The sequence below is a fragment of the Microbacterium sp. CCNWLW41 genome (assembly GCF_037083505.1).
Genome location: NZ_JBAOJP010000008.1, coordinates 94,026 through 120,732, shown reverse-complemented (window position 1 = coordinate 120,732; position 26,707 = coordinate 94,026). Strand labels below are relative to the sequence as shown.

Genomic DNA, 26,707 nt, shown 5'->3' with positions numbered 1-26,707 from the left:
CAGGATGGGCGCATGCCCGAGATGCCGGAGGTCCAGGGTCTCGTCGACTTCCTCGCCGAGAGGACGACGGGTCTGACACTCACGCGCGCCGCGGTGTCCGCCATCGCCGCGCTCAAGACCTTCGACCCGCCGCTGACGGCGCTGCCCGGCGCCGCCGTGCGGGGCGTGCAGCGACACGGGAAGTTCATCGACCTGGACCTCGCGGCGCCGGGCGGCGAAGGCCTGCACCTCGTGTTCCATCTCGCCAAGGCCGGGTGGCTCCGCTGGTACGAGCAGATGCCGACCACACCGGTCCGCCCCGGCCGCTCGCCGATCGCCCTCCGTGTCGCCTTCGACGACGACAGCGGCTTCGATCTCACCGAGGCGGGCACGAAGAAGTCCCTGGCCGTGTACGTCGTCCGAGACCCCGCAGAGGTCCCCGGGATCGCCCGGCTCGGCCCTGACCCCCTGGATCCCGCCTTCACGAGGGAGGCGTTCGCCGCGCTCCTCGAGGGGCGACGCACGCAGATCAAGGGACTCCTGCGCGATCAGGGGGTGATCGCCGGGATCGGCAACGCGTACTCGGACGAGATCCTGCACGCGGCGCGCATGTCGCCGTACGCGGCGGCCGCCTCTCTCGGCCCGGAGGACGTGACCCGGCTCTACGACGCCATGCACTCCACCCTGGCCGAGGCGGTGGCCGCCGCCTCCGGAAAGCCCCCGGCGGACCTGAAGGACGCCAAGCGGCGCGGGATGCAGGTCCACGGCCGACGCGGCGAGGCCTGCCCCGTCTGCGGGGACACCGTGCGCAGCGTCTTCTTCGCGGACCGGTCCCTGGAATACTGCCCGACCTGTCAGACCGGTGGGAAGACGCTCGCCGACCGCCGCCTCTCGCGATTGCTCAAGTAACCCGGAGACGCGGGAAAGATGCAACGGAATAAGATCGGGGGTGATGCGTTGAGGAGACTCAGAGCATCAACGTGCTCCGGGGTCGGTGAGAATCCGAACCGGCGGTGAGAGTCCGCGAACCGAGGACGCGCCCCGCGCGACCGAGGCCGATCCGGTGGAATTCCGGAACCGACGGTGATGCGAGGCAGAGCCTCGTCAGTCCGGATAGGAGGCAGCACGCGAGTATTCGACGTGCGTCCCCGGAGCCATCGATCAGGTCGGAAAGGGACGACGCACATGACGACGACGGCGGCGGAGCGCGCGGCGATGACGCGCGCCATCGAGCTGGCCCGTCGCGGTCCCCGCGGCGTCAATCCGCAGGTCGGCGCCGTTCTGCTCTCCCCTACGGGTGAGACCCTTGCGGAAGGCTGGCATCGCGGCGCCGGCACCCCGCACGCCGAGGTCGATGCCCTGTCCCGCCTCGCCCCCGGCGCCGCGCACGGCGCCACCGCGGTCGTCACCCTCGAGCCGTGCAACCACACCGGTCGCACCGGCCCGTGCGCGGTCGCCCTCATCGAGGCCGGAGTCTCGCGCGTCGTCTACGCGCTGGACGACCCGGGAGAGCTGTCGGGGGGCGGGGCCGAGCGCCTGCGCGGCGCCGGCGTCGACGTCGAGGCCGGCGAGCAGGCGGACGCCGCCAGGGAGGTCGTCGCCGACTGGATGACCGCCCAACGTCTCGGGCGCCCGCACGTCACCGTGAAGTGGGCCCAGAGCCTGGACGGACGCGCGGCCGCGGCCGACGGGTCGAGCCAGTGGATCACCGGCGCCGCCGCGCGCGCCGACGTGCACCGCCGTCGTGCCCGGGCGGATGCGATCGTCGTGGGCACGGGAACCGTCCTCGCCGACGACCCTGCGCTCACCGCGCGCGACGGCGGCCGCCTTCTCGACCACCAGCCGGTCCCTGTCGTGATCGGCGGCCGTGCGGTCCCCGCCGACGCCGCACTGCGACAGCACCCGCACGAGCCGATCCTGATCCCCGGACACGACCTCCGCGAAGCGTTGCGGCTGCTGCATGACCGCGGCCTCCAGCGCGTCTTCGTCGAGGGCGGCCCGACGCTCGCCAGCGCGTTCGTCGCCGCCGGGCTCGCGGACGCCGTCCTCGCCTACATCGCGCCGGTCCTGCTGGGAGGCCCCCGGCTCGCCCTGACGGACATCGGCGTCGACGACATCTCCGGGGCGCGGCGCCTCGTCGTGGACGAGTGGCTGCCCCTCGGAGCGGATCTGCTCGCGATCGCCCGGCCCGCCTCGCCCCACGACCACGACGGACCCCCCGAAGGAGCAGCCTGATGTTCACCGGAATCATCGAGGAGGTCGGCGAGATCACCGCGATCGTCCCGGCCGGAGACGGCTGGCGGCTCACCGTGCGTGCTCCCCGCGCGGCCTCGGACGCCGTGCACGGGGAGTCGATCGCGGTGAGCGGGGTGTGCCTCACCGTCGTGGGCTCCACGACGGACGCCTTCGACGCCGATGTCATGAAGCAGACCCTCGACGTCTCGGCGATCGCCGACGCGCAGGTCGGCACGCGGGTCAACATCGAGAAGGCGATGCCCGTCGGCGCCCGCCTGGGCGGGCACATCGTGCAGGGGCACGTGGACGGCATCGGCACGGTGCTCGACGTCCGCCCGGGTGCGCAGTGGAGCGTGCTGCGCGTCTCCCTGCCTGCGGACCTGGCGCCGCTGGTGGTGGACAAGGGGTCGATCAGCGTCGCCGGAACCTCCCTCACGGTCAGCGCCGTGAGCGCCCCCACGGTCGCAAGCGGACACTGGTTCGAGGTCTCCCTCATCCCCGAGACGCTCGCCGCGACCACCCTCGGCGCCCTCCGGGTCGGCGACCGGGTCAACCTCGAGACCGACGTCCTCGCCCGTCACGTCGAGCGCCTCCTGGCGTTCCGCGCGCACACTCCGGCAGCTCAGACCCCCGGCGCACCGGACGCCGGCACGGAAGGAGGCTCGCGATGAGCCTGTCCACCATCCCCGAGGCCCTCGACGCGCTGCGCGCCGGACGGCCCGTCATCGTCGCCGACGACGAGAACCGCGAGAACGAGGGCGACGTCATCCTGTCGGCCGAGCTGGCCACGCCCGAGTGGGTGGCCTGGACCGTGCGCTGGTCTTCCGGCTTCCTGTGCGCGCCCATGCCCGCCGACATCGCGGACGCCCTGAACCTCCCCCCGATGGTCGAGGTGAACGAGGACGCCCGCTCGACCGCGTACACGGTGAGCGTGGACGCCGCCGCCGGCGTCACCACCGGCATCAGCGCCTCGGACCGCGCGCGCACGCTCAACGTGCTCGCGGATGCCGCGTCGACGGCCTCGGACCTCATCCGCCCGGGCCATGTCCTCCCGCTCCGCGCCGTCGACGGCGGGGTCCGCGAACGCAGCGGCCACACCGAGGCCGCCGTCGAGCTCATGCGACTGGCGGGTCTGCGTCCGGTCGGGGCGATCGCCGAGGTCGTGGCGGAGGACGGCAGCATGATGCGGCTGCCCGGCCTCCAGGAGCTCGGCGCCCGCGACGGGGTCCCCGTGATCACCATCGAGCAGCTCATCGCCTACCTCGACGAGCACGAGCCGCGGGAGGAGTCCTCGCCGGCGGCGACGAGCCGGCGGCGGGTGAGCCTCCGCGCCGACGCAAACGTCCCGACGACTCACGGCACGTTCCGGTTCCTCGCCTACAAGGATCGCGTGACGGGCACCGACCACATCGCGGTCGTCTCCGGCGAGCCCGGGGAGACGGCGCTGGTGCGCGTGCATTCCGAGTGTCTGACGGGCGAGGCGTTCGGCTCGCTGAAGTGCGAGTGCGGTCCGCAGCTCGAGGCCGCCCTCGACGCGATCGAGCAGGACGGCGGCATCGTCATCTACATGCGCGGCCACGAGGGGCGCGGCATCGGCCTCATCAACAAGCTGCGCGCTTACAGCCTCCAGGAGGAGGGGCTGGACACCGTGGATGCGAACATCGCGCTGGGCCTGCCTGCCGACGCGCGCGACTACGCCGCGGCGGCGGGGATCCTCGCCGACCTCGGCGTGTCCAAGGTGCGTCTGCTGACGAACAACACCGACAAGGTCTCCCAGCTGCGCGAGCTGGGTCTCGACGTGGTGGAGCAGGCCCCCCTCATCGTCGGCGTCGGACCGAACAACCACCAGTACCTGGCCACCAAGCGCGACCGGATGGGGCACATCATCGGCGAGGCGGAGCTGGCCGCCGCCCTCGCGCGCACCGAGGAGATCGCCGACGGCGAGCACGAGCTGAAGGAGCACGCATGAGCGGCGCAGGAGCACCCGAGACCGGCGGCATCGACGCGAAGGGCACCCACGTGGTCGTCGTCGCGGGGACGTGGCACGACACCATCACCAACGGCCTGATCGCCGGGGCGCAGCGTGTCCTCGACGCGGCCGGGGCCACGCATCGCCTCGTCCGCGTCCCCGGTTCGTTCGAGCTCGCGGTGGCGGCGCAGGCCGCCTTCGCGGGCGGGGCCGACGCGGTGGTGGCGCTCGGGGTGATCATCCGTGGCGGCACGCCGCACTTCGAGTACGTCTCGGCCGCGACGACCGACGGGCTCACCCGGGTCGCGCTCGATGCCGGACGCCCGGTCGGATTCGGCGTCCTCACCCTGGACGACGAGCAGCAGGGGCTGGATCGCGCCGGTCTCCCCGGCTCCCGCGAGGACAAGGGCGCGGAAGCGGCGGACGCCGCGCTGCGGACGGCCCTCGTGATCCGCGAACTGCGCGGCGCCTGAGGCTCGCCTTCCTAGCGCCGGTGCGGCGCCAGGCCTAGGCTTCCGCCATGGAGACCCTGCGCCTGATCGTCGTGTTCGTCCATCTCATCGGCTTCGCCGTGCTCTTCGGAGCATGGGCCGCCCAGGCCTTCGGCGGCGAGCGCCGCATCACCAAGCTCATGGACTGGGGCCTCGCGATCGCCGGTGTCGCCGGACTCGCCCTCGCCGCTCCGTGGGGCATCTCCTACGACCTCAACTACGTCAAGATCGGAGTGAAGCTCGTCGTGCTGCTCGTGATCGGCGCCATGCTCGGCATCGGCGCCGCGCGCCAGAAGCGCGGTGAGGCGGTGCCGTCCGGAGTGTTCTGGCTGATCGGTCTGCTCACGCTGGCCAACGCCGGGATGGGCCTGCTCTGGCGCTGACCCCCTCGTCGTCGATGCGGCCGGTTCCGGGAACGGACCGGCCGCATCGTCGTCTGCGATATTCCGCGTCGGTCGCGGTCCGCACGGTTCTTCGGCCGTAGACTCCCTCTGCTCACCGAGAGCAGCCTCGAGGGGGAGGCTTCATCACCGACCGGAGGAACCGATGGCCACCGTCGCCACACCTGCCAACCCGCGCTCGCGCGTCATCCTCGCCAGCCTCATCGGCACGACGATCGAGTTCTACGACTTCTACGTCTACGCGACGGCCGCCGTCCTCGTCTTCCCCGCCCTGTTCTTCCCGACCGGCAACGACACCACCTCGCTGCTGTCGTCGTTCGCGGTGTTCGGCGCCGCCATGGTCGCCCGCCCGATCGGCGCCGTCGTCTTCGGCCACTTCGGCGACAAGTTCGGACGCAAGGCCACGCTCGTCGCCTCGCTCCTGACGATGGGCATCGCGACATTCCTCATCGGACTGCTCCCGACGTTCCACGACATCGGCGTCTGGGCCGCGCTGCTGCTGCTCATCCTCCGCCTCGCTCAGGGGTTCGCGCTCGGCGGCGAGTGGTCGGGGGCGGCGCTCGTGGCCACCGAGAACGCCCCGCAGGGCAAGCGCGCGTGGTACGGCACGTTCCCGCAGCTCGGCGCGCCGCTGGGCTTCATCATCGCCAACGGCCTCTTCCTCATCATCAACGCGCTGCTCCCGCACGAGTCCGACCCGAGTCTCAAGTCCGAGGCGTTCCTGAGCTGGGGCTGGCGCGTGCCGTTCCTGTTCTCGGCGGTCATGGTCGTCATCGGGCTGTGGGTGCGGCTGAAGCTCGTGGAATCGGAGACCTTCACGCGCGCCGCGGACCGGGGCGTGATCCGCAAGCTCCCGCTGGCGACGGTGTTCCGACACCACGGGAAGCAGCTGATCCTCGGCACGTTCATCATGCTGGCCACGTACGTCCTCTTCTATCTGATGACGAACTTCACGCTGTCGTACGGGACCAAGCCCGCGTCGCTCGAGGTCGCCTCGGCCGCCGCGCAGAAGGCGGCGGAGGCAGCGGGCGGGACCTTCGATCCGGAGGCGTTCGCCGCGCAGTTCTACCCGGGGCAGGGCTTCGGGTACACGCACTTCGTGATCATGCAGATCATCGGCGTGGTCTTCTTCGGGATCTTCACCCTCGTCTCCGGCCCGCTCGCCGACCGGTTCGGCCGCCGACGCCTGCTGCTGTGGGTGACCGCCGGGATCATCGTGTTCGGCCTGACCTTCTCGCTGTTCCTCCTCCCTCAGGCGACCCCTGAGCTGACGACGATCCTCACCCAGTGCTTCCTCGTCCTCGGCTTCCTGCTCATGGGCATGACCTTCGGTCCGATGGGGGCGCTCCTGCCCGAGCTGTTCCCGACGAACGTCCGCTACTCCGGCTCGGCGATCTCGTACAACGTGTCCTCGATCCTCGGTGCGGCGGTGGCGCCGCTGATCGCCGTGTGGCTGTGGGCGCTCGGCGACGGCTCGCCGTGGCTGGTCGGCGTCTACCTCTCCGCCATGGCGGTGCTGACGTTCATCGCGCTGCTGCTGACCCCCGAGACCAAGGACCACGCCTACGAGGACGATCTCGGGATCGCCGCGCAGCCGTAGCGGCGTCGCCGTCGGCCGCCTACACTGACCGCATGGCGACGCTCGAGGATGTGCGCCGGATCGCGCTCGCGCTCCCGCAGGTGACCGAGAAGGTGGACGGTCATCGCGGCGGGGCGACCTGGCGCACGGCCGCCGGACTGGTCGTCTGGGAGCGCCCGCCGAGCAAGCGCGACCTGGAGCAGCTCGGCGCCCTCGGGCTCGACTGGCCCGACGACACCGTGGTGGGCGTGCGCGTCGACGGGCCGCAGGCGAAGGCGGCGCTGCTCGAGACCTACCCGGACGCGTTCTTCACCATCCCGCACTTCGAGGGCTACCCGGCCGTGCTGATCCGCCTGAGCGCCATCGACGACGCCCTGCTGCGCGAGACCATCACGGACGCCTGGCTGCTGCGCGTGCCCTCCGCGGTCGGCGCCGACTGGCTGGCCGCGCAGGGCCTGTCCTGAGCAGCGGACCACCCGGACCGCGGGCTCGTCACCCGACGCGGCCCAGTTCGGCAAGGGCGCTCCGGTCGAGCGCGCGCCCGTCCGCGACGGCGTCCAGGACCAGGACCGTGGCCTGGGCTGCGATGCGAGCGCCGTGGGATCCGCGCGCCCCGGTCACACCCGGCACCGGGGCCAGGGCCAGGCCCGTGTCCGCGAATCCCAAATGCGCCACGCCGTCCACGGTGACGCGGGCACCGTCCGCGTCGAGGAGTCCCGCGACGGCATCGTCGTACGCGGGGTTGGCGTCGGCGTCACCGGCGACGAGGAACACCGCGGGACGCGCGAGGACGCTGCCCTGCGGCGAGCGCGGCATCCCGTCGATGTCCACCACACCGCGGAATCGCTCGTCGGTCCTGGCCGCTTCCACCGCGGCCGCGCCGCCCAGGGAGTGGCCCGCGGCGACGAGGCGCGTCGGATCCGCGGCGACGAGCGCGGGCAGAGGGTCGCCGGCCACCATCGCATCGGCGACGGCGCGCAGGTCGGCGGCCCGCACGGCGGCGGCGCGATCCGCCACCGACTGATCACGGACGTCATCGCCCGTCGCCCGGGTCTCTCCTCGCGCCGCTCCCCCGTCGGCGAGCTCGGCGTACGCGGAGTCGTAGGGGTGGTCCACCACGATCACGACCGCTCCGTGGCTGGCGACCTCCTCCGCCCACGACCGCATCAGCCACCGGGATCCGGAGGCTCCCGGCGAGGCCACGACGACGGGGAAGCTCCCCGTCTCCGCCGGCGCCTCCCACGAGGCGTGCGCTCGCGCCCGGCCGAGGCCGTCCAGCACGATCGCGGGCAGACCGAACTGCGCGGCGAGCGCACCGGTCAGCGCATCCGCCCGCTCCCGGTCCGGCAGGTAGTCCCTGGTCCCGCCCGCCTCGGCCGCCGGGTACCAGATCGTCGCCGGGATCGATCGCTCCCCCTCCGCGCTCCCTCCCCCACGTGCGTCCCGCGTCGCATCGACCCACACCGTCGTGGCGACACCGACCCCGTGCTCGCCACGGGGCGCCGGGACGAGCACGGGAGGAAGCCCCCACGCGACGGCCGCCGGCACCGCGACCACGGCGGCCAGCAGGATCCCGATCGTCCGCCGTGCCCCGGCCGAACGCATCCGTCGGACCCCGACGGCGTAGGCCGTCACCGGGACGGCGCAGGCCAGGATCGCGAGAAGCTGCCACCGGGGTCCTTCCCAGAGCAGCGCGACCGCGGCGGTCGCCGCCGTCACCGCGCCGAGGGCCCAGACCAGCGCGGTGCTCCGCCGCCTGCGGAGAGCGGCGGCGAGCAGGGTGGCGAGAAGGCCCCCGGCCAGGGCGAGGTCGAGGTACGGCATGGGCCCTCCGGTCGATCGGCGTGACGACGACGCTACGCGCCGCCGACGCGGCGATCGTCATCCCCTGGTCGCGGGGGGATCATCCCCGGGGATGATCCCCCCGTCCGGCGTCGCGGCGCGGCGGGACGACCGACGGCCGGCCGTGTCAGACGAGAGTTCCCGCGGTGATCCCGCCGTCGACGACGAACTCGGCGCCCGTGCAGTAGCTCGACTCGTCTCCCGCGAGGAAGACGACGAGCCCGGTCACCTCCTCGGGACGCGCGAGCCGCGTGAGCGTGCTTCCCTCGAGATCCGCGTCGGTGATCTCGCGGAACGCCTCGATGAGCGGGGTGGCGACGCCGCCCGGATGGAGCGAGTTGACCCGGATCCCGACCGATGCCAGTTCGAGGGCGGCGGACTTCGTCAGCCCGCGCAGCCCCCACTTCGACGCGCCGTACGCGTGATAGCCGGGGTAGCCCTCCATGCCCGCGGTGGACGAGACGTTGACGATCGATCCGCGTCCCGAGGCCGTCAGGGCGCCGAGCGCGGCGCGCATGCCCAGGAACGGACCGGTCAGGTTGATGTCGAGGATGCGATGCCAGGTCTCCGGCGTCGTCTCGTCGAGGGGCGCGCGCAGGAAGACGCCCGCGTTGTTCACGAGGACGTCGAGGCCTCCGAGCTCCTCCTCGGCGACACGCACCGCAGCGGCCCATCCCTCGGCGTCCGTCACGTCGAGGTGGACGTAGCGCGCGGCGTCGCCGAGCTCGGCGGCGAGGGCGCGCCCCTCGTCGTCGGCGACGTCCGCCAACACGACGCGCGCGCCCTCGGCGATGAAAGCGCGGGCGTGCGCGGCTCCCATCCCCCGGGCGGCGCCGGTGATGAGCGCGCGCTTTCCGTCGAGTCGTCCGGTCATGGCTGGTACTCCTTCGCGATGGTGGTGGTCGTCGCCCCGGCGCTCCCCGCCGCGGACACGGGTTCGGCTCCGGTGAGGTGGAACCCGGGATAGCCGTTCTCCGCCTCGGCGTCGCAACGCCGGCGGTAGTCGAGGAGGCCGCCGGCATACACGAGTGCCCTCGTCGGCTTGCCCTCGATGTTCTGCCCTCGATACCAGGAGCGGGCGCGGGTCTTGAGCGTGCGTCCGAAGGCCGCCTCGACGGTCTCGGACCACTCCTGCTCGGACGCCTCCCGCGGCTCGATGGCCGCGCCGCCGGTGCCGAGGCGCGTGATCGCGTCGACGACCCATTCGACGTGCTGCTCGATCGCGGCGAACATGTTGACGAGGACGGACGGCGACTGCGGGCCGGTGATCATGAAGAGGTTCGGGAACCCCGCCGTCTGTATCCCGAGGTACGTCCGGACGCCGTCGCGCCAGGCATCCGCCAGCGCGACACCGTCCCGACCTCGGTAGTCCACGCGCGTCAACGCGCCCGTGAGGTTGTCGTAGCCGGTCGCGTACACGATCACATCGAACGGGCGCTCCCGGGTCCGCGTGGCGACACCACGGGGCGTGATGCGCTCGATCGGATCCGCACGGAGGTCGACCAGGTCGACGTGCGGGAGGTTGAACGTCGCGTGGAAGTCGGTGTCCGTGACGATCCGCTTGCCGCCAATCGGGTAGTCCCTCGGGGTGAGCGCCTCCGCGGTCTCCGGATCCTCGACGGTCTCCGCGATGCGGTCGCGGACGTAGTCGGCGAGGCGCTCGTTGGACTCCGGATCGACCGGCGCATCGATGAACGTCGTGAAGAAGAGGTTCCCGCCGAGCTTCCACGCCTCGTCGAGCCGGCGGGAACGCTCCGGCTCCGGGGTGTCGCGCAGCGTCTGCGTGGTGAAGATGTCCGACAGCCCCGAGGGCGATGCGCGTCGCCGGTCGGCGCGCTGGCTCGCCCGCTTCCGCGCCCGGATCACCTCGTCCGCGTAGAGCGGGCGGTTGCGCGCGGGGATCGTGTACGCGGGCGTGCGCTGGAAGACCGTCAGCTCGGCCGCGGTCCTGGCGAGCTCCGGGATGAGCTGCACGCCCGAGGATCCGACCCCGATCACGGCGACGCGGGCCCCGGAGAGGTCGACGCCGTCGTGCGGCCAGCGTCCCGGATGGAGGGAGAGTCCCTCGAAGTCCTCCACGCCCGCGAACGGCGGGACGGAGGTCGCCGAGATCGATCCGCTGGCCGCGACGACGAACCGTGCCCGTGTGGTCGTCCCGTCCGAGGTCACGACCTCCCAGACGGCCTCTCGCTCGTCGTAGCGGGCCGATGTCACCGTCGTTCCGAAACGGAACGCCGGGCGGACTCCGAGACGGTCCGCGACCCAGTCGGCGTAGCGGAGGATCTCCGGGGCCGTCGCGTACCGCTCGCTCCAGGTCCAGCCGTCGTTGATCCCCGGATCGAACGCGTACTGGTAGTCCAGGCTCTCGACGTCGCAGCGGGCACCCGGATACCGATTCCAGAACCAGGTCCCGCCGACGCCGGTCCCGGATTCGAACCCGGTCACGCGGAGCCCTCGTCCGCGCAGCGCGTGCACGGCGTAGATCCCGGCGAATCCGGCGCCGACGACGACGACGTCGGCGTCCGTGGCCGTCATCGCGCGGCCTCCGCGACGGGCGCGAGCGCGCGGACGAACGCCTCTCGGATGTCCGCGAGCTGACGCTGTGACACGCGCGCGGCCGGAGCGATGCTCGCCGAGGCGTGGAACGTGCCCGGATACAGGTGCGCCTCGCACGGCACGCCCGCCTGGGCGAGGCGACGGGCGAACTCGAGGCCCTCGTCGCGCAACGGGTCCACCTGGTTCACGGAGACGAACGTCGGTGGGAGGCCGGACAGATCCGACGCCCGCGCGGGCGCGGCATAGGCATCCGCCGTCCTCCCCTCGCCGAGGTACACCCGCCAGCTCAGCTCGGCGTTGCGCCGGCTCCACATCGGTGTGTCCTCGTACGCCCGCGCCGACTCGGACGAGACACGGTCATCGGTGACGGGGACGTCGAGGAGGAGCAGTCGCAGCGTCGGTCCCCCGGTATCCCGCAGACGCAGCGCGACACCGGCTGCGAGCGCACCGCCGGCGCTCTGACCGCCGATCGCGATGCGGTCCGGGTCGATGCCCAGGCGCTCCGCGTCGCGGACGAGTCCGCGGACGGCGGCGACGCCGTCCTCGATCGCTGCGGGAAAGACGGACTCCGGCGAGCGCCGGTACTGCACCGAGGCGGCGATCGATCCCGACGCGTGCACGACCGTCTCCAGGAACGGCAGCGACTCCGCCGCGTCTCCGAGCACGAAGCCGCCGCCGTGGAACCACACGACGACCGGAGCGGGACCGACACCATCCGGTCGCAGCAGCTCGATCGGCACAGCAGGAGCACCATCCGCCCCCGGCACGGTGACGGTCTCGCGGCGCACGCCCGGTCCGGGCTCGTAGGGCGGCAGCACCGCCGCAGCCTCGGCGAGTCGCCGGCGGGTTCCTTCGATGTCGCGGAGGTCGATGTCGGGCAGATACGGCATCGCGGGCGCCAACTCGGGGTCGTACGGGTGGGACATGGGAGCCTCCTTCGGCTTCGTCTCCCTGGCGGCATCGGCCATCGATGCGCTCCCCCACACCACCAAGGATCTGACACCGCGTCAATCCACCGGTCATGCCGTCTCGTGACTAGACGATTACGCGAACGTGTCTAGTATCGACGCATGGAACACTCCCGCCCGGTCCCGCTTCGCCAGCGCCAGAAGGCCGCCACGAGGGAGGCCCTCGTGGACGCGGCGATCGAGGTCTTCGCCGAGACGGGATACCCGCACACCCGGATCGACGACATCGCCGCGCACGCGGGCGCGAGCAGAGCGACCTTCTACCTGCACTTCGGAAGCAAGGCGGCGCTGCTGGAGGAGATCATGTCCCGGGCCGCGGACGGCTTCGAGCCGAGCTACGACGACCTCGCCGCGTTGCTGCGCTCGCGCGACGACGCCGGGCTGCACCGCTGGATCGCCGGCGCGCTCGCCAACTGGGCGGACACCGCGCACCTCATGCGCCCCGTCTACGAGGCCGCCGAGTCCGACGCCCGGCTCGCAGCGCGCCTCCTCCCCGACGCGCTCCCCGGTGCCCATCGCCTCGCGCGGGCGCTCCGTGACGGAGGTGTCGTCGACGACGAGGAGGACGCGGCGATCACGGCGATGGTGCTCCTCGCCCCGCTTCACGTCGCGTTCCGTCGCCGCGCCGGCGGCCATCCCGTCGACGAGGACCGACTCGCCGCCGTCACCGCGGCGATGTGGGCGGCCTACCGCGCTCCGGCGAGGTGAGGCGACGGCAGCCGCCCCGCGCCGGGTGGCGGCGGCCGCTCCGGAAAGCGCTCAGGGCACGATGACGAGCTTGCCGCGCGTGTGACCGGTCCGACTCGCCCGGAACGCGTCGCCGACCCCGTCGAGCGGGTAGGTGCCGGCGATCTCGACCCGCAGGCGCCCGGCGTCGGCCAGGGCGGCGAGGCGCGCGGTCTCCGCGGCGTCGGGGCGTACCCAGATCGACCGCCCGCCGTGCTCGGGGACCGTGGCGTCCGCCACGGACGCATGCGGCCCGCCGTCCCGGAGCACCGCGAGCGTGGTGTCGAGCTGCCCGCCGACGAAATCGGCCACGGCGTCCACCGGTCCGCCCGCCAGCGCGCGCACTCGCTCGGCCAGTCCCTCGCCGTACACGACGGGGACGATGCCGAGTCCGCGCAGGTACTCGTGATTGCGCTCCGAGGCGGTCCCGATCACCCGCGCGCCCCGATCCGCGGCGATCTGCACGGCGAGGGCGCCCACGCCGCCGGCTGCGCCGTGCACCAGGAGGGTGCGCCCGTCCAGGTCGCCGAGGGCGTCGATCGTCCGCAGCGCCGTCCCGCCCGCGAGCGGCAGGGCGCCGGCCTGCTCCCAGCTCAGCGAGGCGGGCTTGTGCGCCACCGCGTGCGCGGACACGGCGACGCGCTCGGCGAACGTGCCGTCGGCCACCACGTCCTTGCGCGCGTACGCCATCACCTCGTCGCCGATCGTGAACTCCGGGGTGTCCACGCCGAGCCCCACCACGACGCCCGCGACATCCCAGCCGGGGATGACCGGGAAGCGGGCGTCGATCAGCCCCTCGAGGTAGCCGGCCATGACCTTCCAGTCGACCGGGTTCACCCCCGCGGCGCGCACCTCGATGAGGACGGAGCCCGGGAAGAGCTTCGGCTCGGCGACGTCCCGGACGACCACTTCGTCCGGGTCCTGGGTGTAGTGGTCGTAGACGGCGGCGCGCATGCGGTCCCTCTCGGTTCGGTGGATCTCCATCCTCACCCCGTCTGCGAGCCTGTGGCGCGGATCCGCCCGATCACCGGACGATCCGTCACCCCGCGGACGATCGATCGTCAACGTTCATTGACATTCCTCCGTGGGTCAACCATGATTGACGACATGACCACGCACACCGCTCTCGCCACCGACCCGGACGGCGAACCGATCGCCGAGCTGCACCGTCTCGCCGGAGTCCGCCGCGAGATCGCCCGCGCCGAGGAGACCCAGGTGCGCCGCGCGCGTCTGGCCGGATACTCCTGGCAAGCGATCGCCAGCGCCCTCGGCGTCACCAAGCAGGCAGCCCATAAGAAGTACGGCAGACAATAGAAGCACCCCCTCATGCTCCCCGGCCCGCCCGTGCGGGCCCGCACAGAACGAGGTCCCCATGTCCTCCCCGGCGACAGCACGCCGTCGTGGACGCCGCGCACCGCAGGACGGCCCCCGCGCGACGTTCCGCCAGCTCCTCCCGTTCCTCCTCGAGCACAAGAAGGTGCTCGTCCTCGTCACGATCCTCAGCATCCTCGGCGCTGCGGCGACGCTCGTCCAGCCCGTGCTCGTCGGGCAGGTGATCGACCGGGTGCAGAAGGAACTGCCGCTCGGAGCTCTGATCTGGCTGCTCGTCGGATTCGTCGTCGTGTCCTCGCTGATCTCCGGCTACCAGCACTACCTGCTGCAGCGCACCGGCACCGCCGTCGTGCACTCGAGCCGCCGCCGGCTGATCGCCCGGATCCTCCATCTCCCGATCAGCGAGTTCGACGCCCGCCGCACCGGCGACCTCGTCTCGCGGGTCGGCACCGACACGACCCTCCTCTACGCCGTGCTCACGCAGGGATTGGCGGACGCGATCGGCAACGCGCTGCTCTTCGTCGGCGCGATCGTGGCGATGCTCCTGATCGACCCGATCCTGCTGCTGCTCATCGTTCTCGTCATCGGCGCCTCCGTCGCCGCGGTGGTGCTGCTGAGCACGCGCATCCGCACCGCATCCGCCGCACAGCAGGAGAAGGTCGGGGAACTCGCGTCCGGTGTGGAGCGCGCCGTCGGATCGATCCGGACCGTCCGCGCCTCGGGCGCGACCGAGCGCGAGACGGCCGCCGTGAGCGGCCTGGCCGCCGAGGCCTACGGTCTCGGTGTGCGGATCGCCAAGGTCTCGGCCCTCGTCGTCCCCGTCGCCGGGATCGCGATGCAGCTGTCGCTGCTCGTCGTGCTGGGCGTCGGCGGCTTCCGTGTCGCGTCCGGCGCCCTGTCGATCGCGGACCTCGTGATCTTCATCATGTTCCTCTTCCTGCTGATCATGCCGCTCGGATCGGCCTTCGGCGCGATCACGTCCGTCAACCAGGCGCTCGGAGCCCTCGGACGGATCCAGGAGGTCCTCGACCTGCCGATCGAGTCGGACGGCGACGAGCCCGACGAGGCGAGCACGCACGCCGTCGCCGGCGCGCCCGCGATCGAGTTCCGCGACGTGCGGTTCCGGTATCCGGAGAACGTCGTGACCGCCCGGCGGGCCGCCGCTGAGCAGGCGCGCGTGCTCCTGGCGGACGCGCACGTCGGCGCGGAGGCCGATGCCGACCCCGTCGGCGCCGCCCAGGACGTCCTGCGCGGCGTCTCGTTCTCCGTGCCCCGCGGATCCCGCGTCGCCCTCGTCGGCCCGAGCGGTGCAGGAAAGAGCACGATCCTCTCGCTCGTCGAGCGCTTCTACGACCCCACGGGCGGATCCATCCGCCTGAACGGGCACGACATCCGCACCTACTCCCGCGAGCGCCTGCGTGCGCACTTCGGCTACGTGGAGCAGGACGCCCCGACGCTCGCGGGCACGCTCGCCGACAACCTCAGGCTGGCCTCCCCCGACGCCACCGACGCGGCGTGCGAGCAGGTCCTTCGAGCGGTGAACCTCGCGGACGTGCTGGAGCGGAGCCCCCTCGGCCTCGACGCGCCGGTCGGCGAGGACGGCGTCATGCTCTCGGGCGGCGAGCGCCAGCGCCTGGCGATCGCCCGCGCCCTCCTGACGGACGCGCCGATCCTGCTCCTGGACGAGTCCACGTCCTCGCTCGACGGCGTCAACGAGCAGCGGATGCGGGAGGCGATCGACGCCGTGGCCGAGGGACGCACCCTCATCGTGATCGCGCACCGGCTGTCGACCGTGGTCGACAGCGACCGCATCGTGGTGCTGCAGGACGGTGACGTCGTGGGCCAGGGAACGCACGACGAGCTGATCGAGTCCACTCCGCTCTACCGCGACCTCGCCCGCCACCAGCTCCTCGTCTGACCCTCAGGGGCGTTCCGGTGGGACGCGGTCCCGCAGACTCCGGCCACCCCGTGCCGATCCCTCGGAGAAGTACGTCTCGCGCGGAGGAATCTGACGTGCTCCTCCGCGGGAACGGTGCTTCCCCGCAGGAAGCGTGCAGGTTCTGGTATGCACTCTAGGGAGAGTGACCCTCTTGTTCCGAGGTGACGGCTCTGGTAGACCTTCCCTACTTCGCCGCAACGGAGCGGTGAAGACGCGGAAGGACAGGATTCTCATGCGAAAACGTGCCCTCATCGGAGCGAGCGCCTCGCTCGCGGCAATCGCTCTTCTCATCGGAGCTACTGGAGCGCAATCAACAATGGACGTCGATGCCACCCCGGCGACATCGACGTTGTCCTCGCCCGCAGGGAAAGCACCTTCATCCGCGCGACCTGCGGGCGATGTGCTGCTTCCCCGCGACGACGTGGCCCAGCACCCGATGACTGAGGAGGAGATCATGGCCCTGGATGAGGAATCGGCACGCACCGGTGTCCCCGTCTGGTGGGTCGCCTTCGCGATGGCCGTCGACAAGCTCCGCGCAGAGTATCCGGAGGACTTCAGCGCCTGGGGAGTGAATCCAGACCAGCGCTCCGGCACCGTGTGGTTCGTCGGCGCAGTGCCCGAGGGAGTGAGCGATCGGTTCGCAGGCATCGGCGGCGTCACGCTCCGGGGCGACTACGGCGTGAAAGAGATTGTCTATCAGCAGTTCGCCTCCGATCTCCATAGGGAACTGACTGAGCACCTCGGATCCCTCGCGACGTTCAGCACGTACGCGGACGATGACCGCCGTGTCATCGTCGTGGAGTACGGACGCTCCGTCGCGGGTGACCCCGTCACGAAACGCACCGCGAGCCTGATCGAGCAAGCCACAGAGGGCCTCGCTCTCCCGACCGGGTTTGCCGTCGAGTACGTGCCCATGGATGTTTCGCTCATCGCTGCCCCTGAGCTCCTGCACGGCGCGCGCGTGATCGCTGACGTCTGCACAGGAGCGTTCCCCGTGAAACGCAAAGGCGGGAACGAGCTCGGAATCCTCACGGCTGGACACTGTCCAGGTACCGGTTCTTACGACGGCACCCCGGACGCCTTCCACTCTCCCTACCCGTACTCCATCTCGACGGAATCAGGACCTGGTGGCGGAGACTTCCGATGGAACCACAGCAAGTACGGCTTGAGCGGCCTGACTTTCGTGGGACACGGAAGGCCTCTTGCGGTCTTCAACAGTCGCGCAGGCGTCACCAGCGGCGTACATGTGTGTGGCTATGGAAAGACGACGGACAGAAAATGCGGAAACGTGGCGGCTTGTGACGTCAACACCACGGCTACCGTTCCGGATAACGGCGTCACCTACATCGTGGGCGGGCTGTGCCGCATGCAGGCAGCAATGACTGCGCCCGGAGACTCCGGAGGACCATGGTTCGTTGGCTCGACAGCGGTGGGGGTTCATCATGGCCGCGCATGGCCGGGAGGCCCGTCCGCGTTCAGCCGCGTGAACAATGCTCTGTGGAAGACTCGCGTCAACCTGGTCATCGATGCTGCGGGAAACACGATCCCCTGAAGCACGGGAGGAGTTCGTTCCGGTCGCGATGACTCCACGGCCCCAACCGGAATCGGCCCCCCGTAACGACAGCGAGCAACACGGACCAGGATGAAGCAACGACGGAGAGAAGATGAGTAAAGACGCTCGGCCGATTGGTCTCTGGAAGGCGATACCCGTTGTTCTCCTCCTGTCACTGACCGCGTGCACAAGTCCGGATGACGGAGCGGGAACATCCAAGGAAGAGGCCAACTCTTCGCCCCCACCCAGGTCAACGGTGCCCGTGACCATCGACGATCTCCCCATCGGCACATGGAGGGAAGGTCCGAGCAGCGCGGTCTTCCTCACGATTGCCGAGGGCGGAGCCCTGAGCGGCTATGACGGATGCAACACGGTCGGCGGTTCCTGGACAGCGAAGAACGACGTCATCACGTTCGACGGGTACGGCAACCTGACGGAAGCTGGTTGTCTCATCGACAACTGGCTCATCCGAGCTCACAGCGTCATCCGCGATGCAGAGGGGATCGTCGTCCTCGACGACTCAGGGGCGACAGTCGGGCACCTTGCCCCGGCGGACTGACCGAACGCACGCAAGGACGCGGCGGCGGGATGCCCGGGACCACTCAGCCTGTTCATCCCTGACATCCCGCCGCCGCGGGTCTGTGTCCGCCACGCGGGGCCTTGCCCCGCGCGGCAGTCGCCTCAGCGCGACACGGCCGCGAGCCGGTGGCGCAGCGCCGCGAGCTCGGTGTTGAGCGCGGCGGGGAGGTGATCCCCGAAGGTGGCGAAGAACTCCTCGGTGGACTCGGCCTCACGGCTCCACGACGCGGGGTCCACGGCGAACAGCTCGTCGAGGTCCTCCGCGGTCACGTCCGCGCCGTCGAGGTTCAGGTCCTCGATCCGCGGCAGACGACCGATCGGGCTGTCGACGGCGGTGACGTCGCCTTCGATGCGACGGATGATCCAGTCGAGCACCCGGGCGTTGTCCCCGAATCCCGGCCAGAGGAAGCGCCCGTCCGCGCCCCGGCGGAACCAGTTCACCTGGAAGATGCGGGGCAGGCGGTCGAAACGGACCGAACGCCCGACCTTGAGCCAGTGCGCGAAGTAGTCGCCCATGTTGTATCCGCAGAAGGGGAGCATCGCGAACGGGTCGCGGCGCAGCTCCCCGACCGTGCCCTCCGCGGCGGCGGTCCGCTCCGACGAGATCGTGGCTCCGAGGAAGACGCCGTGGCTCCAGTCGGTGGCCTCGACGATCAGGGGGACGTTGCTGGCACGACGCCCGCCGAACAGGATGACGTCGAGCGGAACCGACTCCTCCCAGTCGTCGGAGATCTGCGGGCACTGCGCCGCCGACACCGTGAATCGCGAGTTCGGATGGGCCGCGGGCCGACCCGAGTCCGGGGTCCAGGGCTGGCCCTGCCAGTCGATGAGCTCCGCCGGCGCCTCGTCGGTGAGCCCCTCCCACCACACGTCGCCGTCCGGGCGGAGGGCGACGTTGGTGAAGATCGTGTTGCCCCACAGGGTCTCGACCGCGGTCACGTTCGTGGACTCGCCGGTGCCCGGCGCGACGCCGAAGAACCCGGCCTCGGGGTTGATCGCCCACAGGCGCCCGTCCTCGCCCGGACGGATCCAGGTGATGTCGTCGCCGAGGGTCTCGACCTTCCAGCCCGGGATCGTCGGGCGCAGCATCGCGAGGTTCGTCTTACCGCACGCCGACGGGAACGCCGCGGCCACGTGGTACGCCTTCCCCTCCGGGGAGATCACGCGGATCAGCAGCATGTGCTCGGCGAGCCAGCCCTCGTCGCGGGCGATCACGGAGGCGATACGCAGCGCGAAGCACTTCTTGGCGAGGATCGCGTTGCCGCCGTACCCGGAGCCGTACGAGTAGACCTCGAGCGTGTCCGGGAAGTGCACGATGTACTTCTCGTCGTTGCAGGGCCACTCGACGTCATCCTGCCCCGGCTCCAGCGGTGCCCCCACCGAGTGGACCGTGCGTACCCAGGGGGCGCCGCCAGCGATCTGGCGCGTCACGGCGTCGCCGACCCGGGTCATGATACCGATCGAGACGACCGCGTACGCGCTGTCGGTGATCTGCACGCCGATGTGGGAGAGCGGTCCACCGACCGCACCCATGGAGAACGGCACCACGTACATCGTGCGACCGCGCATCGACCCTTCGAAGATCTCGGTCATGGTGGCGCGCATCTCGGCGGGATCGGCCCAGTTGTTCGTGGGCCCGGCGTCCTCCTCCTTCTCGGAGGCGATGAAGGTGCGCGCCTCGGTGCGCGCGACGTCGCTGGGGTGCGAGCGGGCGAGGTACGAGCCCGGGCGCCACTCGGGGTTGAGCTTGATGATCTTGCCCTCGTCCACGAGGCCGCGCAGAAGCGCGTCGTTCTCGGCGCGGGAGCCGTCGACCCAGTGCACGCGGTCGGGCTGCGTCAGCGCACGGATCTCCTCGACCCACGCGGCCAGCTCGGCGAACGCCGGGGTGTCGTATTCCGGTGCCGCCCCGAACTCCCGGACGGGGGCGACGGGGGAAAGCGTCGGGCGGGACGTCTCGGCGATGACCATGTCTGCTCCTTGTAAGAGGCGGGCGTTGCACCCAGTCTCCGCGCATTTTGTCGGCGTTTTGCACCGATTCCGGTCGTAAGAACACACTTTCTTTCGCTATTATCAAGGAATGCCCTCAGGACTCGAGCTCACCACCCTCGGACACCGCATCCGGCACCACCGCACCAGACAGGGCCTGACCCTCGACGAGCTGGGCGCCGCCGTCGGCGTCGCCGGCTCCCAGCTCAGCCTCATCGAGAACGGCAAGCGCGAGCCCAAGCTGTCGCTGCTCCAGGCGATCGCCGACGCCACGGGCACGGAGGTCTCCGACCTCATCTCCGGCGAGCCCCCGAACCGGCGCGCGGCCCTGGAGATCGAGCTCGATCGTGCGCAGTCCAGCTCGGTGTTCCGCCAGCTGGGCGTCGCCCCCGTCCGGGTGACCAAGGGGATGAGCGACGAGACCATCGAGTCGATCCTGGGCCTGCACCGCGAGCTCCTGCGGCGCGAGCGCGAGGCGATCGCCACGCCGGAGGAGGCGCGACGCGCCAACACCGAGCTGCGCCTGCGGATGCGTGCCCGGGACAACCACCTGCCCGAGATCGAGGCGCTGGCCGAGAAGCAGCTCAAGGCCGCCGGGCACACCTCCGGGGCGCTGACCCACCGGACCGTGAGCATCATGGCCGAGCAGCTCGGCTTCGAGCTGCTGTACGTCGACGACCTCCCCCATTCGACGCGCTCCGTCACCGATCTGGAGAACGGGCGCATCTATCTCCCGCCCGCGTCGATCCCCGGCGGCCACGGTCTGCGCTCGATGGCGCTGCAGGCGATGGCGCATCGCCTCCTCGGTCACACCCCTCCGACGGACTACGCCGACTTCCTCCAGCAGCGACTCGAGATCAACTACTACGCCGCGTGCTGCCTCATCCCGGAGACCGCGGGCGTCGCGTTCCTCCAGCAGGCGAAGAAGGACCGAAACCTCGCGGTGGAGGACTTCCGCGATGCCTTCGGCGTCACCCATGAGGCCGCGGGCATGCGCATGACGAACCTCATGACGACCCACCTCGGCATGCGGCTGCACTTCCTGCGCGTCGACGAGACGGGCGCTCTCACCCGCGTCTACGAGAACGACGACCTGCCGCTGCCCATGGACGTGACCGGTTCCGTGGAAGGACAGCCGGTCTGCCGGCACTTCTCCGCCCGCGCGGCGTTCTCGCAGCAGAACCGCACGACGGAGCACTACCAGTACACGGATACTCCCTCGGGCACCTACTGGTGCTCCACGCAGACCGGCTCGACCGACGGCGGCGGCTTCTCCATCACCGTGGGCGTGCCCTTCGACGATGCCCGGTGGTGGCGCGGGCGGGAGACCACGCACCGGGCGCAGTCGACCTGCCCGGATGAGTCGTGCTGCCGGCGACCGCCGACGGGCATGGCCCAGCGTTGGCGCGGCAAGGCGTGGCCGAGCGCCCGCGTGCACACGCACATGTTCTCCCCGCTCCCCCGCGGCGCGTTCCCGGGCGTCGACGACAGCGAGGTGTACGCGTTCCTCGACCGGCACGCCGAGGAGTGAGCGCGGCGCGATCGCGCCCGACCACGGCGGGACTGGTTCTCCGCGCGGCCGGGTCGCGTCTCAGCGGGGCCGGACCGTCAGCGTCTGCGACGACGTGCCGACCGGCCCGGCCTCGTCGCTGAGCACGGTCTCGGTGAGCCCGATCCCGTCCGGCCCGAACGACACACGGGTGTCGTAGCCGATCCACTCGCCGACCGGCTCCCGGAGCAGGCTCGCCGTCAGGTCCACGTTGGGATACAGCGCGTCCTCGGGACGGACGCGGGTCGCGATGCCGTTGGCGAAGTCGGCCGCGCCGAGAAGCCGAGCCCGCGCCGACACGTCCTCATCCGGCAGGATCGGGTGCTTCGGCCGCAGCCAGACCTGCGCGCGCCCGGCCTCGGAGGAGGCGCGGACGGCGTCGATCGAGCGGATCGCCCCACCGGGCCAGACGTCCGCCGCCGACCAGGGCTCCAGACGGTCCCGCGGCGGCATGGCGTCGAAGGTCGTCCCGGCCATCGCTGCGGTGTCGATCGACTGGAGCAGCCAGGCCCGCAGCACCACCGCGGCCCGCCCCGCGTGGGAGAGCGTCGCCTCGACGAGCTCGATCGTCCGCCCGGGCCGCAGCACGCGAGAGCTCACCTCGAACGGCTCCATGGGGATCACCCCGAGGATGTCGTAGCTCGCGCGCGCCAGGTTCAGCGGGGACTGGTCTCCGCGCCGCACGCGGTGGTCGGCCTCGACGAGATGCGCCATCAGCCCGAGGACGGGGGCGATGTGCTGCTCCCGCTCGTTCCAGGCCCCGCCGACGTGCTCGGTGGGCTCGAACTCGGTCGCGGATCGGCGGAGGAAGTAGCTCGTCACGACACCCATCCTGTCAAGGATCGCCGAGGCGCCCGTCCCGGTCGCCTCAGCCGCCGATGAACGCGGCGTAGCGACGCAGGGCGGCGGCCGTCGCCTCGGTGTCGAGCGAGGGATCGAACAGCTCGGCGATCGGCTCCTCTCGATGGCGGCCCACGGCCGCGGAGTGCGACCAGGCGCCGACGATCCGCCCGGAGGAGAGGAGGCTGGCCCGGACCATGCCGTTCTTGCCCGGGCCGATCCGGGTGGCGGCGTCCGGATCGGCGACGACGGAGCGGTCTGCGTAGGAGATGTAGTACTCGTCGAACATCGGCAGGGCGAACGTCGCGGCGTCGTCGGCGCCCCGTGCCCGTCGCGGGCGATCCGCCGCGAGGAACACCCCCTCCTCCACCTCCGTCACCCGGGCACGCGCCCGCTCGACGGCCTCCCTCGCCACCCCGAGCGTGAGGCCCGACCACCAGGCGAAGTCGGCCGCCCCCGCCGGACCGTGTCCGTCGATGTAGCGGACGAAGAACTCCGCGAGCGGATCGTCCGGCTCCGCGGCATCGGGGAGATGACCGTCGGCGAGGACGAACAGCTGCTCGCGGGCGATCGCGTCGTCGCGCGCGACCACCGGCCCCTGCACGAGGACGAGGTCCAGGCACAGGGCGCCCAGGATGTGCACCCCGCGCTGGCCCGCCGGATCGATGCCCAGCTCCGTCAGGTCGTCGAAGAGCTGCGCGCGCGTGCGCCCGCCGTCGGCCAGCCGGATGCGGAAGTCGCGCTCCACGCGGGCGAGCAGCTCGCCGTCGATACCGAGCTCACGATGACGCGCCGCTGTCTGTCGCCGCTGGCGCTCGGCGGTGATCCCCAGCATCCAGCGAAGGTCCCCGGCCGGGACGATGTGCAGCGTGCCGCGCATCGGCCACGAGCGCACCAGCTCACCCCGGTCGAACGCCCGATCGACCTGCGCCAGGGTGGCGGATCGGGTGCGGATGCCGAGCGCCCACCGCCCGGCGGCGAACTCCTGCGCCTGCACCGCGAGCATGTGCCGTGCCGCGGCCACCGGGGTGGCCGCGGGGGCGGTCAGGCGATGGGAGCGAAGACGTTCGGACAGCAGGGCGCGCGGCGTCATGAGGCCATGATGCCCGACCCCACCGACAGGCGCCGTCCGGGGCGCGTTCCCGGGTTTCGGGGCGGGATTCGGGGCCGATCCACCCCAAGGCGGACCCCGAAACCCCGGGATGCGCTCCGAAATCCGCCACTCAGCCGGCCAGCGTCACCTCTCGGCGCGCCGGGACGACCACGGGGTGCGAGCCCGCCATGACCTCCAGGACCCGGACGACCTGGCAGGAATAGCCGTACTCGTTGTCGTACCAGACGTAGAGGACCACGTCCTTGTCGTTCGCGATCGTCGCCAGTCCGTCCACGATCCCCGCGCGGTGCGATCCGACGAAGTCCGTCGACACGACCTCCGGCGACTCGACGTAGTCGATCTGCTGGCGCAGCTTCGAGTGCAGCGACACCCGGCGCAGGTAGTCGTTGAGCTCGTCCTTGGTCGCGGGTCGCGCCAGTGACAGGTGCAGGACCGCCAGGGAGACGTCGGGCGTGGGCACGCGGATCGCCGACCCGGTGAGCTTGCCCGCGAGCTCCGGCAGGGCGCGGGCCACGGCCTTGGCGGCGCCGGTCTCGGTGATGACCATGTTCAGCACCGCGGAGCGGCCGCGGCGGTCGCCCTTGTGGAAGTTGTCGATGAGGTTCTGGTCGTTCGTGAAGGAGTGGACGGTCTCGACGTGTCCGCGCACGATGCCGTACGCCTCGTCGACGGCCTTGAGCACCGGGGTGATGGCGTTGGTGGTGCAGGACGCCGCGGACAGGATCCGGTCCTCGTCCGCGATGTCGGTGTGGTTGATGCCGTGCACGATGTTCTTCAGCGCGCCCTTGCCGGGCGCGGTGAGGAGCACGCGCGCCACTCCGGTCGACCGGAGGTGGCGGCTCAGCCCCTCCTCGTCCCGCCAGCGCCCCGTGTTGTCCACGACGATCGCGTCCCGGATGCCGTAGGCGGTGTAGTCGATCGCGCCGGGATCGTCGGAGTAGATGACCTGGATCCGCGTGCCGTTCGCGATGATCTGCTCGGCCTCCTCGTCCACCGAGACCGAGCCCTCGAAGCGTCCGTGCACCGAGTCGCGCAGCAGCAGGGACGCCCGCTTGACGAGGTCGTTCTCGGATCCGCGGCGCACCACGATCGCGCGCAGCCGCAGCCCGTTGCCGCCTCCGGTGTGGGCGATGAGGATCCGCGCGAGCAGGCGTCCGATCCGGCCGAAGCCGTAGAGCACGACGTCCGTGCGCTCGGCGGTCCGCCCGGTGCCCGCGGCGGCGAGCGCGGCGCGGACGTGCGCGCGGAGGTCGCCTCCGGCGGCGGCGTGGTCCTCGACGATGCGGGCGACGTCGATCGATGCCGCCTCCGGAGCCAGCTCCCGCAGCGCCTCCAGGACCGCGAGCGTGTCCTCGAGGGCGAGCTCGGCGTGGCCGAGCTGCGCGACGCGCTCGTGTACCTCGAGGATCCCGGTGGTGGACAGCCCCAGCAGGCGGTGCCCGTGCAACGACGTCACGACCTCCCGCTCGCGGGTGAGGGCTCCGATGAGCGGGATCATCCGCTCGGCGAGTTCTTCACGGGCCATCCAGTCGTCGCGTCGCGCGGCGAAGTCGTTCATCTGCGTCCTTGCGGGGTGGTCGTGCGCCGGGGTCCGGGCGCGTTCGAAGGCGGGCCGATCGCCCGCCCTTCCAGCGTACGGAGCCGTCGTCGCGCGCCCTGGCCGTTCACGGACGCAAGAACCCGGATTCCTTTGGCCTCCGCAAGATCGTTCCGGCCGCCTGCCCGGGCCGGCCCCGCCTCACCCGGACAGCGCCATCACGCCCATGATCGCCGTGGCGACCGCCATCCCCGTCCCCTCCGCCACCAGCAGCCACCGGGCGCGCCTCGACGGGTCCCCCACGAGCACGCCGCGAACGTGGTGCAGGGCGCCCGCGAGCACCACGAGGACGCCGACGAGAACGATCACGCCCACCGGCGCGGCCCCGCCATGCGTGTGCGCCGCGACGGGACCCGCACCGCGTCCGAGGGGTGCGAGGGCGCAGGCCGTCATGACCAGGGTGGCGAGGGCGCGGTGGAAGCAGGCCTCCGCAGGACGGCGCCCGCGAAGGCCGACGGTGCCCAGGAGCGCCGACAGCAGCCCCGCCGCCGCGACCGGCAGCAGCACCGCCGGGTCCGTCGGCGCGATCGCCGACGCGATCATGCCCGCTGCCATCACGACCGCGCTCTGGCGCCCCTGCCAGGGCACCGCCGAGCCGGCGACCAGGCTGCACACGGCGGCGACCGTCGCCGTGAGCGACATCAGCGCCATCGCCACCGCATGCGGATCCTGCACGAGAGCATCATATTGAGCGATCGCTCAAGAAAGGAAGCCCCTGCCCACGGCTCTCCCGCCTCCGGCATGCGATGCGGAAGGATGGGGGCATGCCCCGTATCGTCGACCACGACGAGCGCCGCCGCGAGATCGCCGCCGCGCTGCTCGCCGTCGCCGCGCGGGACGGACACGAGCAGGTCTCCTCCCGGGCTGTGGCGCGCGAGCTCGGCATCGCGACCGGCGCGCTCTGGCACTACTACGCCGGCTTCGACGACGTGGTCCGCGCCGCCGCCGCCGAGGTCACCCGCCGCACGCACGAGCGCATCCGCGCGGCCACGGTCGGACGACGCGGGCTGGACCGGCTCGAAGCCCTCATGTCCGAGGTCCTTCCCGTGGACGCGACCACGCGCACCGAGGCACACGTCGTCGTCGGGTTCTGGGGCCGGCTGGCCGCGCTGGCCCCCGCGCCCGACGCCGGGGCGCCCACCGCCGCACCGTGGCACCAGGACCTCGCCGACGCGATCGAGGAGGCCGTCGCGGACGGCGAGCTGCAGGCCGCGACACCGCGCGCGGATCTGCTCGCCCTCCTTCGCGCCGTGACCTACGGCCAGCAGATCGTCGAGGTCACCGAGCCGCAGTCCCCCGCGGCCCATCGCGCGGTCCTCGCCGCTGTCCTGGCGCCCTGGCGCACGCCCGGCGCCCCGCGCTGAGGACCCCCGCCGCCCGCCCGGAACGGGTGTCGGCGCACGTCGCGAACGCACCGACGAGGGCGCCGAGGACGCGGAGCGGGCGCCGAATCGATCCCGGACGACCCGT

The 26,707-nt window shown here is 71.6% G+C and carries 25 protein-coding genes and 1 riboswitch; of the genes, 15 read left to right on the top strand and 10 right to left on the bottom strand.

Annotation, left to right across the window (positions count from 1 at the left end; genetic code table 11):
• Positions 1-12: 12 nt before the first annotated feature.
• The 8 genes from V6R91_RS25195 to V6R91_RS25160 all read left to right on the top strand — a co-directional run bounded on the left by V6R91_RS25195 (position 13) and on the right by V6R91_RS25160 (position 7,118).
• Entirely contained in the window at positions 13-888 is an 876-nt protein-coding gene (locus V6R91_RS25195) for an Fpg/Nei family DNA glycosylase (protein ID WP_336397525.1), read from the top strand.
• A gap of 68 nt (positions 889-956) precedes the next feature.
• Positions 957-1,109: riboswitch (FMN riboswitch) on the top strand.
• Positions 1,110-1,164: 55 nt separating this feature from the next.
• Entirely contained in the window at positions 1,165-2,214 is a 1,050-nt protein-coding gene (ribD, locus tag V6R91_RS25190) for a bifunctional diaminohydroxyphosphoribosylaminopyrimidine deaminase/5-amino-6-(5-phosphoribosylamino)uracil reductase RibD (protein WP_336397524.1), read from the top strand.
• Complete coding sequence (locus V6R91_RS25185; protein WP_336397523.1) at positions 2,214-2,885, top strand: riboflavin synthase; 672 nt, start codon at positions 2,214-2,216, stop codon at positions 2,883-2,885. Before ribD ends, V6R91_RS25185 begins: the two co-directional genes overlap by 1 nt.
• Complete coding sequence (ribA, locus tag V6R91_RS25180) at positions 2,882-4,183, top strand: GTP cyclohydrolase II (protein WP_336397522.1); 1,302 nt, start codon at positions 2,882-2,884, stop codon at positions 4,181-4,183. The genes V6R91_RS25185 and ribA overlap by 4 nt, the downstream gene beginning before the upstream one ends.
• The gene (ribH, locus tag V6R91_RS25175; RefSeq protein WP_271060050.1) at positions 4,180-4,656 is read left to right on the top strand and encodes a 6,7-dimethyl-8-ribityllumazine synthase; all 477 of its coding nucleotides are present in this window, start codon (positions 4,180-4,182) and stop codon (positions 4,654-4,656) included. The genes ribA and ribH overlap by 4 nt, the downstream gene beginning before the upstream one ends.
• Before the next feature lie 47 nt (positions 4,657-4,703).
• Positions 4,704-5,057 carry a hypothetical protein gene (locus tag V6R91_RS25170; RefSeq protein ID WP_271060051.1) on the top strand — a complete coding sequence of 118 codons (354 nt, stop codon included), beginning with the start codon at positions 4,704-4,706 and terminating at the stop codon, positions 5,055-5,057.
• A gap of 163 nt (positions 5,058-5,220) precedes the next feature.
• Entirely contained in the window at positions 5,221-6,675 is a 1,455-nt protein-coding gene (locus V6R91_RS25165; RefSeq protein WP_271060052.1) for an MFS transporter, read from the top strand.
• 32 nt (positions 6,676-6,707) lie between these two features.
• On the top strand, positions 6,708-7,118 hold the full coding sequence (locus tag V6R91_RS25160; protein WP_231821316.1) for an MmcQ/YjbR family DNA-binding protein: 411 nt from the start codon (positions 6,708-6,710) through the stop codon (positions 7,116-7,118).
• 28 nt (positions 7,119-7,146) lie between these two features.
• Here the strand turns inward: V6R91_RS25160 and V6R91_RS25155 are convergent, their stop codons facing one another.
• The 4 genes from V6R91_RS25155 to V6R91_RS25140 all read right to left on the bottom strand — a co-directional run bounded on the left by V6R91_RS25155 (position 7,147) and on the right by V6R91_RS25140 (position 11,978).
• A complete protein-coding gene (locus V6R91_RS25155; RefSeq protein WP_336397521.1) occupies positions 7,147-8,478 on the bottom strand; it encodes an alpha/beta hydrolase in 1,332 nt (443 codons plus the stop codon).
• 145 nt (positions 8,479-8,623) lie between these two features.
• On the bottom strand, positions 8,624-9,370 hold the full coding sequence (locus V6R91_RS25150; protein WP_336397520.1) for a glucose 1-dehydrogenase: 747 nt from the start codon (positions 9,368-9,370) through the stop codon (positions 8,624-8,626).
• Positions 9,367-11,031 (bottom strand): flavin-containing monooxygenase, encoded by a 1,665-nt coding sequence (locus V6R91_RS25145; RefSeq protein WP_336397519.1) that lies wholly within the window; start codon positions 11,029-11,031, stop codon positions 9,367-9,369. The genes V6R91_RS25150 and V6R91_RS25145 overlap by 4 nt, the downstream gene beginning before the upstream one ends.
• Entirely contained in the window at positions 11,028-11,978 is a 951-nt protein-coding gene (locus V6R91_RS25140; protein ID WP_336397518.1) for an alpha/beta hydrolase, read from the bottom strand. Before V6R91_RS25140 ends, V6R91_RS25145 begins: the two co-directional genes overlap by 4 nt.
• Before the next feature lie 144 nt (positions 11,979-12,122).
• Here V6R91_RS25140 and V6R91_RS25135 point away from each other — a divergent pair, with 144 nt between their 5' ends.
• On the top strand, positions 12,123-12,728 hold the full coding sequence (locus V6R91_RS25135) for a TetR/AcrR family transcriptional regulator (RefSeq protein ID WP_336397517.1): 606 nt from the start codon (positions 12,123-12,125) through the stop codon (positions 12,726-12,728).
• Between the two features lie 51 nt (positions 12,729-12,779).
• Here V6R91_RS25135 and V6R91_RS25130 read toward each other — a convergent pair whose 3' ends face one another.
• Positions 12,780-13,700 (bottom strand): NADP-dependent oxidoreductase, encoded by a 921-nt coding sequence (locus V6R91_RS25130; RefSeq protein WP_271060063.1) that lies wholly within the window; start codon positions 13,698-13,700, stop codon positions 12,780-12,782.
• Between the two features lie 153 nt (positions 13,701-13,853).
• Between V6R91_RS25130 and V6R91_RS25125 the strand changes: the two genes are divergently transcribed.
• From V6R91_RS25125 to V6R91_RS25110, 4 genes are all read left to right on the top strand, one after another.
• Positions 13,854-14,060: a helix-turn-helix domain-containing protein gene (locus V6R91_RS25125; protein ID WP_271060058.1), complete on the top strand. Its 207-nt coding sequence runs from the start codon at positions 13,854-13,856 to the stop codon at positions 14,058-14,060.
• 58 nt (positions 14,061-14,118) lie between these two features.
• Positions 14,119-15,996: an ABC transporter ATP-binding protein gene (locus V6R91_RS25120; RefSeq protein WP_336397515.1), complete on the top strand. Its 1,878-nt coding sequence runs from the start codon at positions 14,119-14,121 to the stop codon at positions 15,994-15,996.
• Positions 15,997-16,222: 226 nt separating this feature from the next.
• Positions 16,223-17,569: a hypothetical protein gene (locus tag V6R91_RS25115; protein ID WP_336397514.1), complete on the top strand. Its 1,347-nt coding sequence runs from the start codon at positions 16,223-16,225 to the stop codon at positions 17,567-17,569.
• Between the two features lie 262 nt (positions 17,570-17,831).
• Positions 17,832-18,128: an META domain-containing protein gene (locus V6R91_RS25110; protein ID WP_219085058.1), complete on the top strand. Its 297-nt coding sequence runs from the start codon at positions 17,832-17,834 to the stop codon at positions 18,126-18,128.
• Between the two features lie 122 nt (positions 18,129-18,250).
• Here the strand turns inward: V6R91_RS25110 and V6R91_RS25105 are convergent, their stop codons facing one another.
• Positions 18,251-20,119, bottom strand: a complete 1,869-nt coding sequence (locus V6R91_RS25105) for a phosphoenolpyruvate carboxykinase (GTP) (protein ID WP_271062836.1) — start codon at positions 20,117-20,119, stop codon at positions 18,251-18,253.
• A gap of 109 nt (positions 20,120-20,228) precedes the next feature.
• Between V6R91_RS25105 and V6R91_RS25100 the strand changes: the two genes are divergently transcribed.
• On the top strand, positions 20,229-21,668 hold the full coding sequence (locus tag V6R91_RS25100; protein ID WP_219085056.1) for a helix-turn-helix domain-containing protein: 1,440 nt from the start codon (positions 20,229-20,231) through the stop codon (positions 21,666-21,668).
• Positions 21,669-21,728: 60 nt separating this feature from the next.
• Here the strand turns inward: V6R91_RS25100 and V6R91_RS25095 are convergent, their stop codons facing one another.
• From V6R91_RS25095 to V6R91_RS25080, 4 genes are all read right to left on the bottom strand, one after another.
• Positions 21,729-22,517: a thioesterase family protein gene (locus tag V6R91_RS25095; RefSeq protein WP_336397513.1), complete on the bottom strand. Its 789-nt coding sequence runs from the start codon at positions 22,515-22,517 to the stop codon at positions 21,729-21,731.
• A 37-nt stretch (positions 22,518-22,554) separates the two neighbouring features.
• Positions 22,555-23,619, bottom strand: a complete 1,065-nt coding sequence (locus V6R91_RS25090; protein ID WP_271062834.1) for a winged helix DNA-binding domain-containing protein — start codon at positions 23,617-23,619, stop codon at positions 22,555-22,557.
• Positions 23,620-23,749: 130 nt separating this feature from the next.
• Positions 23,750-25,198: a glyceraldehyde-3-phosphate dehydrogenase gene (locus V6R91_RS25085; protein WP_336397512.1), complete on the bottom strand. Its 1,449-nt coding sequence runs from the start codon at positions 25,196-25,198 to the stop codon at positions 23,750-23,752.
• Between the two features lie 180 nt (positions 25,199-25,378).
• Positions 25,379-25,912 carry a hypothetical protein gene (locus tag V6R91_RS25080; protein WP_271062969.1) on the bottom strand — a complete coding sequence of 178 codons (534 nt, stop codon included), beginning with the start codon at positions 25,910-25,912 and terminating at the stop codon, positions 25,379-25,381.
• A gap of 89 nt (positions 25,913-26,001) precedes the next feature.
• On the opposite strand from V6R91_RS25080, the gene V6R91_RS25075 reads away from it, so the two are divergent.
• On the top strand, positions 26,002-26,601 hold the full coding sequence (locus V6R91_RS25075) for a TetR/AcrR family transcriptional regulator (protein WP_336397511.1): 600 nt from the start codon (positions 26,002-26,004) through the stop codon (positions 26,599-26,601).
• Positions 26,602-26,707: the final 106 nt, after the last annotated feature.

What these genes read in the sequence shown, in the direction of transcription:
- V6R91_RS25085 (WP_336397512.1), bottom strand. Translation starts at nt 25,198, where the DNA reads ATGAACGACTTCGCCGCGCGACGCGACGACTGGATGGCCCGTGAAGAA.
- V6R91_RS25095 (WP_336397513.1), bottom strand. Translation starts at nt 22,517, where the DNA reads ATGGGTGTCGTGACGAGCTACTTCCTCCGCCGATCCGCGACCGAGTTC.
- V6R91_RS25130 (WP_271060063.1), bottom strand. Translation starts at nt 13,700, where the DNA reads ATGCGCGCCGCCGTCTACGACCACTACACCCAGGACCCGGACGAAGTG.
- V6R91_RS25195 (WP_336397525.1), top strand. Translation starts at nt 13, where the DNA reads ATGCCCGAGATGCCGGAGGTCCAGGGTCTCGTCGACTTCCTCGCCGAG.
- ribA (WP_336397522.1), top strand. Translation starts at nt 2,882, where the DNA reads ATGAGCCTGTCCACCATCCCCGAGGCCCTCGACGCGCTGCGCGCCGGA.
- V6R91_RS25185 (WP_336397523.1), top strand. Translation starts at nt 2,214, where the DNA reads ATGTTCACCGGAATCATCGAGGAGGTCGGCGAGATCACCGCGATCGTC.
- ribH (WP_271060050.1), top strand. Translation starts at nt 4,180, where the DNA reads ATGAGCGGCGCAGGAGCACCCGAGACCGGCGGCATCGACGCGAAGGGC.
- V6R91_RS25090 (WP_271062834.1), bottom strand. Translation starts at nt 23,619, where the DNA reads ATGACGCCGCGCGCCCTGCTGTCCGAACGTCTTCGCTCCCATCGCCTG.
- V6R91_RS25100 (WP_219085056.1), top strand. Translation starts at nt 20,229, where the DNA reads ATGCCCTCAGGACTCGAGCTCACCACCCTCGGACACCGCATCCGGCAC.
- V6R91_RS25075 (WP_336397511.1), top strand. Translation starts at nt 26,002, where the DNA reads ATGCCCCGTATCGTCGACCACGACGAGCGCCGCCGCGAGATCGCCGCC.
- V6R91_RS25155 (WP_336397521.1), bottom strand. Translation starts at nt 8,478, where the DNA reads ATGCCGTACCTCGACCTCGCCCTGGCCGGGGGCCTTCTCGCCACCCTG.
- V6R91_RS25150 (WP_336397520.1), bottom strand. Translation starts at nt 9,370, where the DNA reads ATGACCGGACGACTCGACGGAAAGCGCGCGCTCATCACCGGCGCCGCC.
- ribD (WP_336397524.1), top strand. Translation starts at nt 1,165, where the DNA reads ATGACGACGACGGCGGCGGAGCGCGCGGCGATGACGCGCGCCATCGAG.
- V6R91_RS25140 (WP_336397518.1), bottom strand. Translation starts at nt 11,978, where the DNA reads ATGTCCCACCCGTACGACCCCGAGTTGGCGCCCGCGATGCCGTATCTG.
- V6R91_RS25165 (WP_271060052.1), top strand. Translation starts at nt 5,221, where the DNA reads ATGGCCACCGTCGCCACACCTGCCAACCCGCGCTCGCGCGTCATCCTC.
- V6R91_RS25135 (WP_336397517.1), top strand. Translation starts at nt 12,123, where the DNA reads ATGGAACACTCCCGCCCGGTCCCGCTTCGCCAGCGCCAGAAGGCCGCC.
- V6R91_RS25145 (WP_336397519.1), bottom strand. Translation starts at nt 11,031, where the DNA reads ATGACGGCCACGGACGCCGACGTCGTCGTCGTCGGCGCCGGATTCGCC.
- V6R91_RS25125 (WP_271060058.1), top strand. Translation starts at nt 13,854, where the DNA reads ATGACCACGCACACCGCTCTCGCCACCGACCCGGACGGCGAACCGATC.
- V6R91_RS25120 (WP_336397515.1), top strand. Translation starts at nt 14,119, where the DNA reads ATGTCCTCCCCGGCGACAGCACGCCGTCGTGGACGCCGCGCACCGCAG.
- V6R91_RS25160 (WP_231821316.1), top strand. Translation starts at nt 6,708, where the DNA reads ATGGCGACGCTCGAGGATGTGCGCCGGATCGCGCTCGCGCTCCCGCAG.
- V6R91_RS25105 (WP_271062836.1), bottom strand. Translation starts at nt 20,119, where the DNA reads ATGGTCATCGCCGAGACGTCCCGCCCGACGCTTTCCCCCGTCGCCCCC.
- V6R91_RS25170 (WP_271060051.1), top strand. Translation starts at nt 4,704, where the DNA reads ATGGAGACCCTGCGCCTGATCGTCGTGTTCGTCCATCTCATCGGCTTC.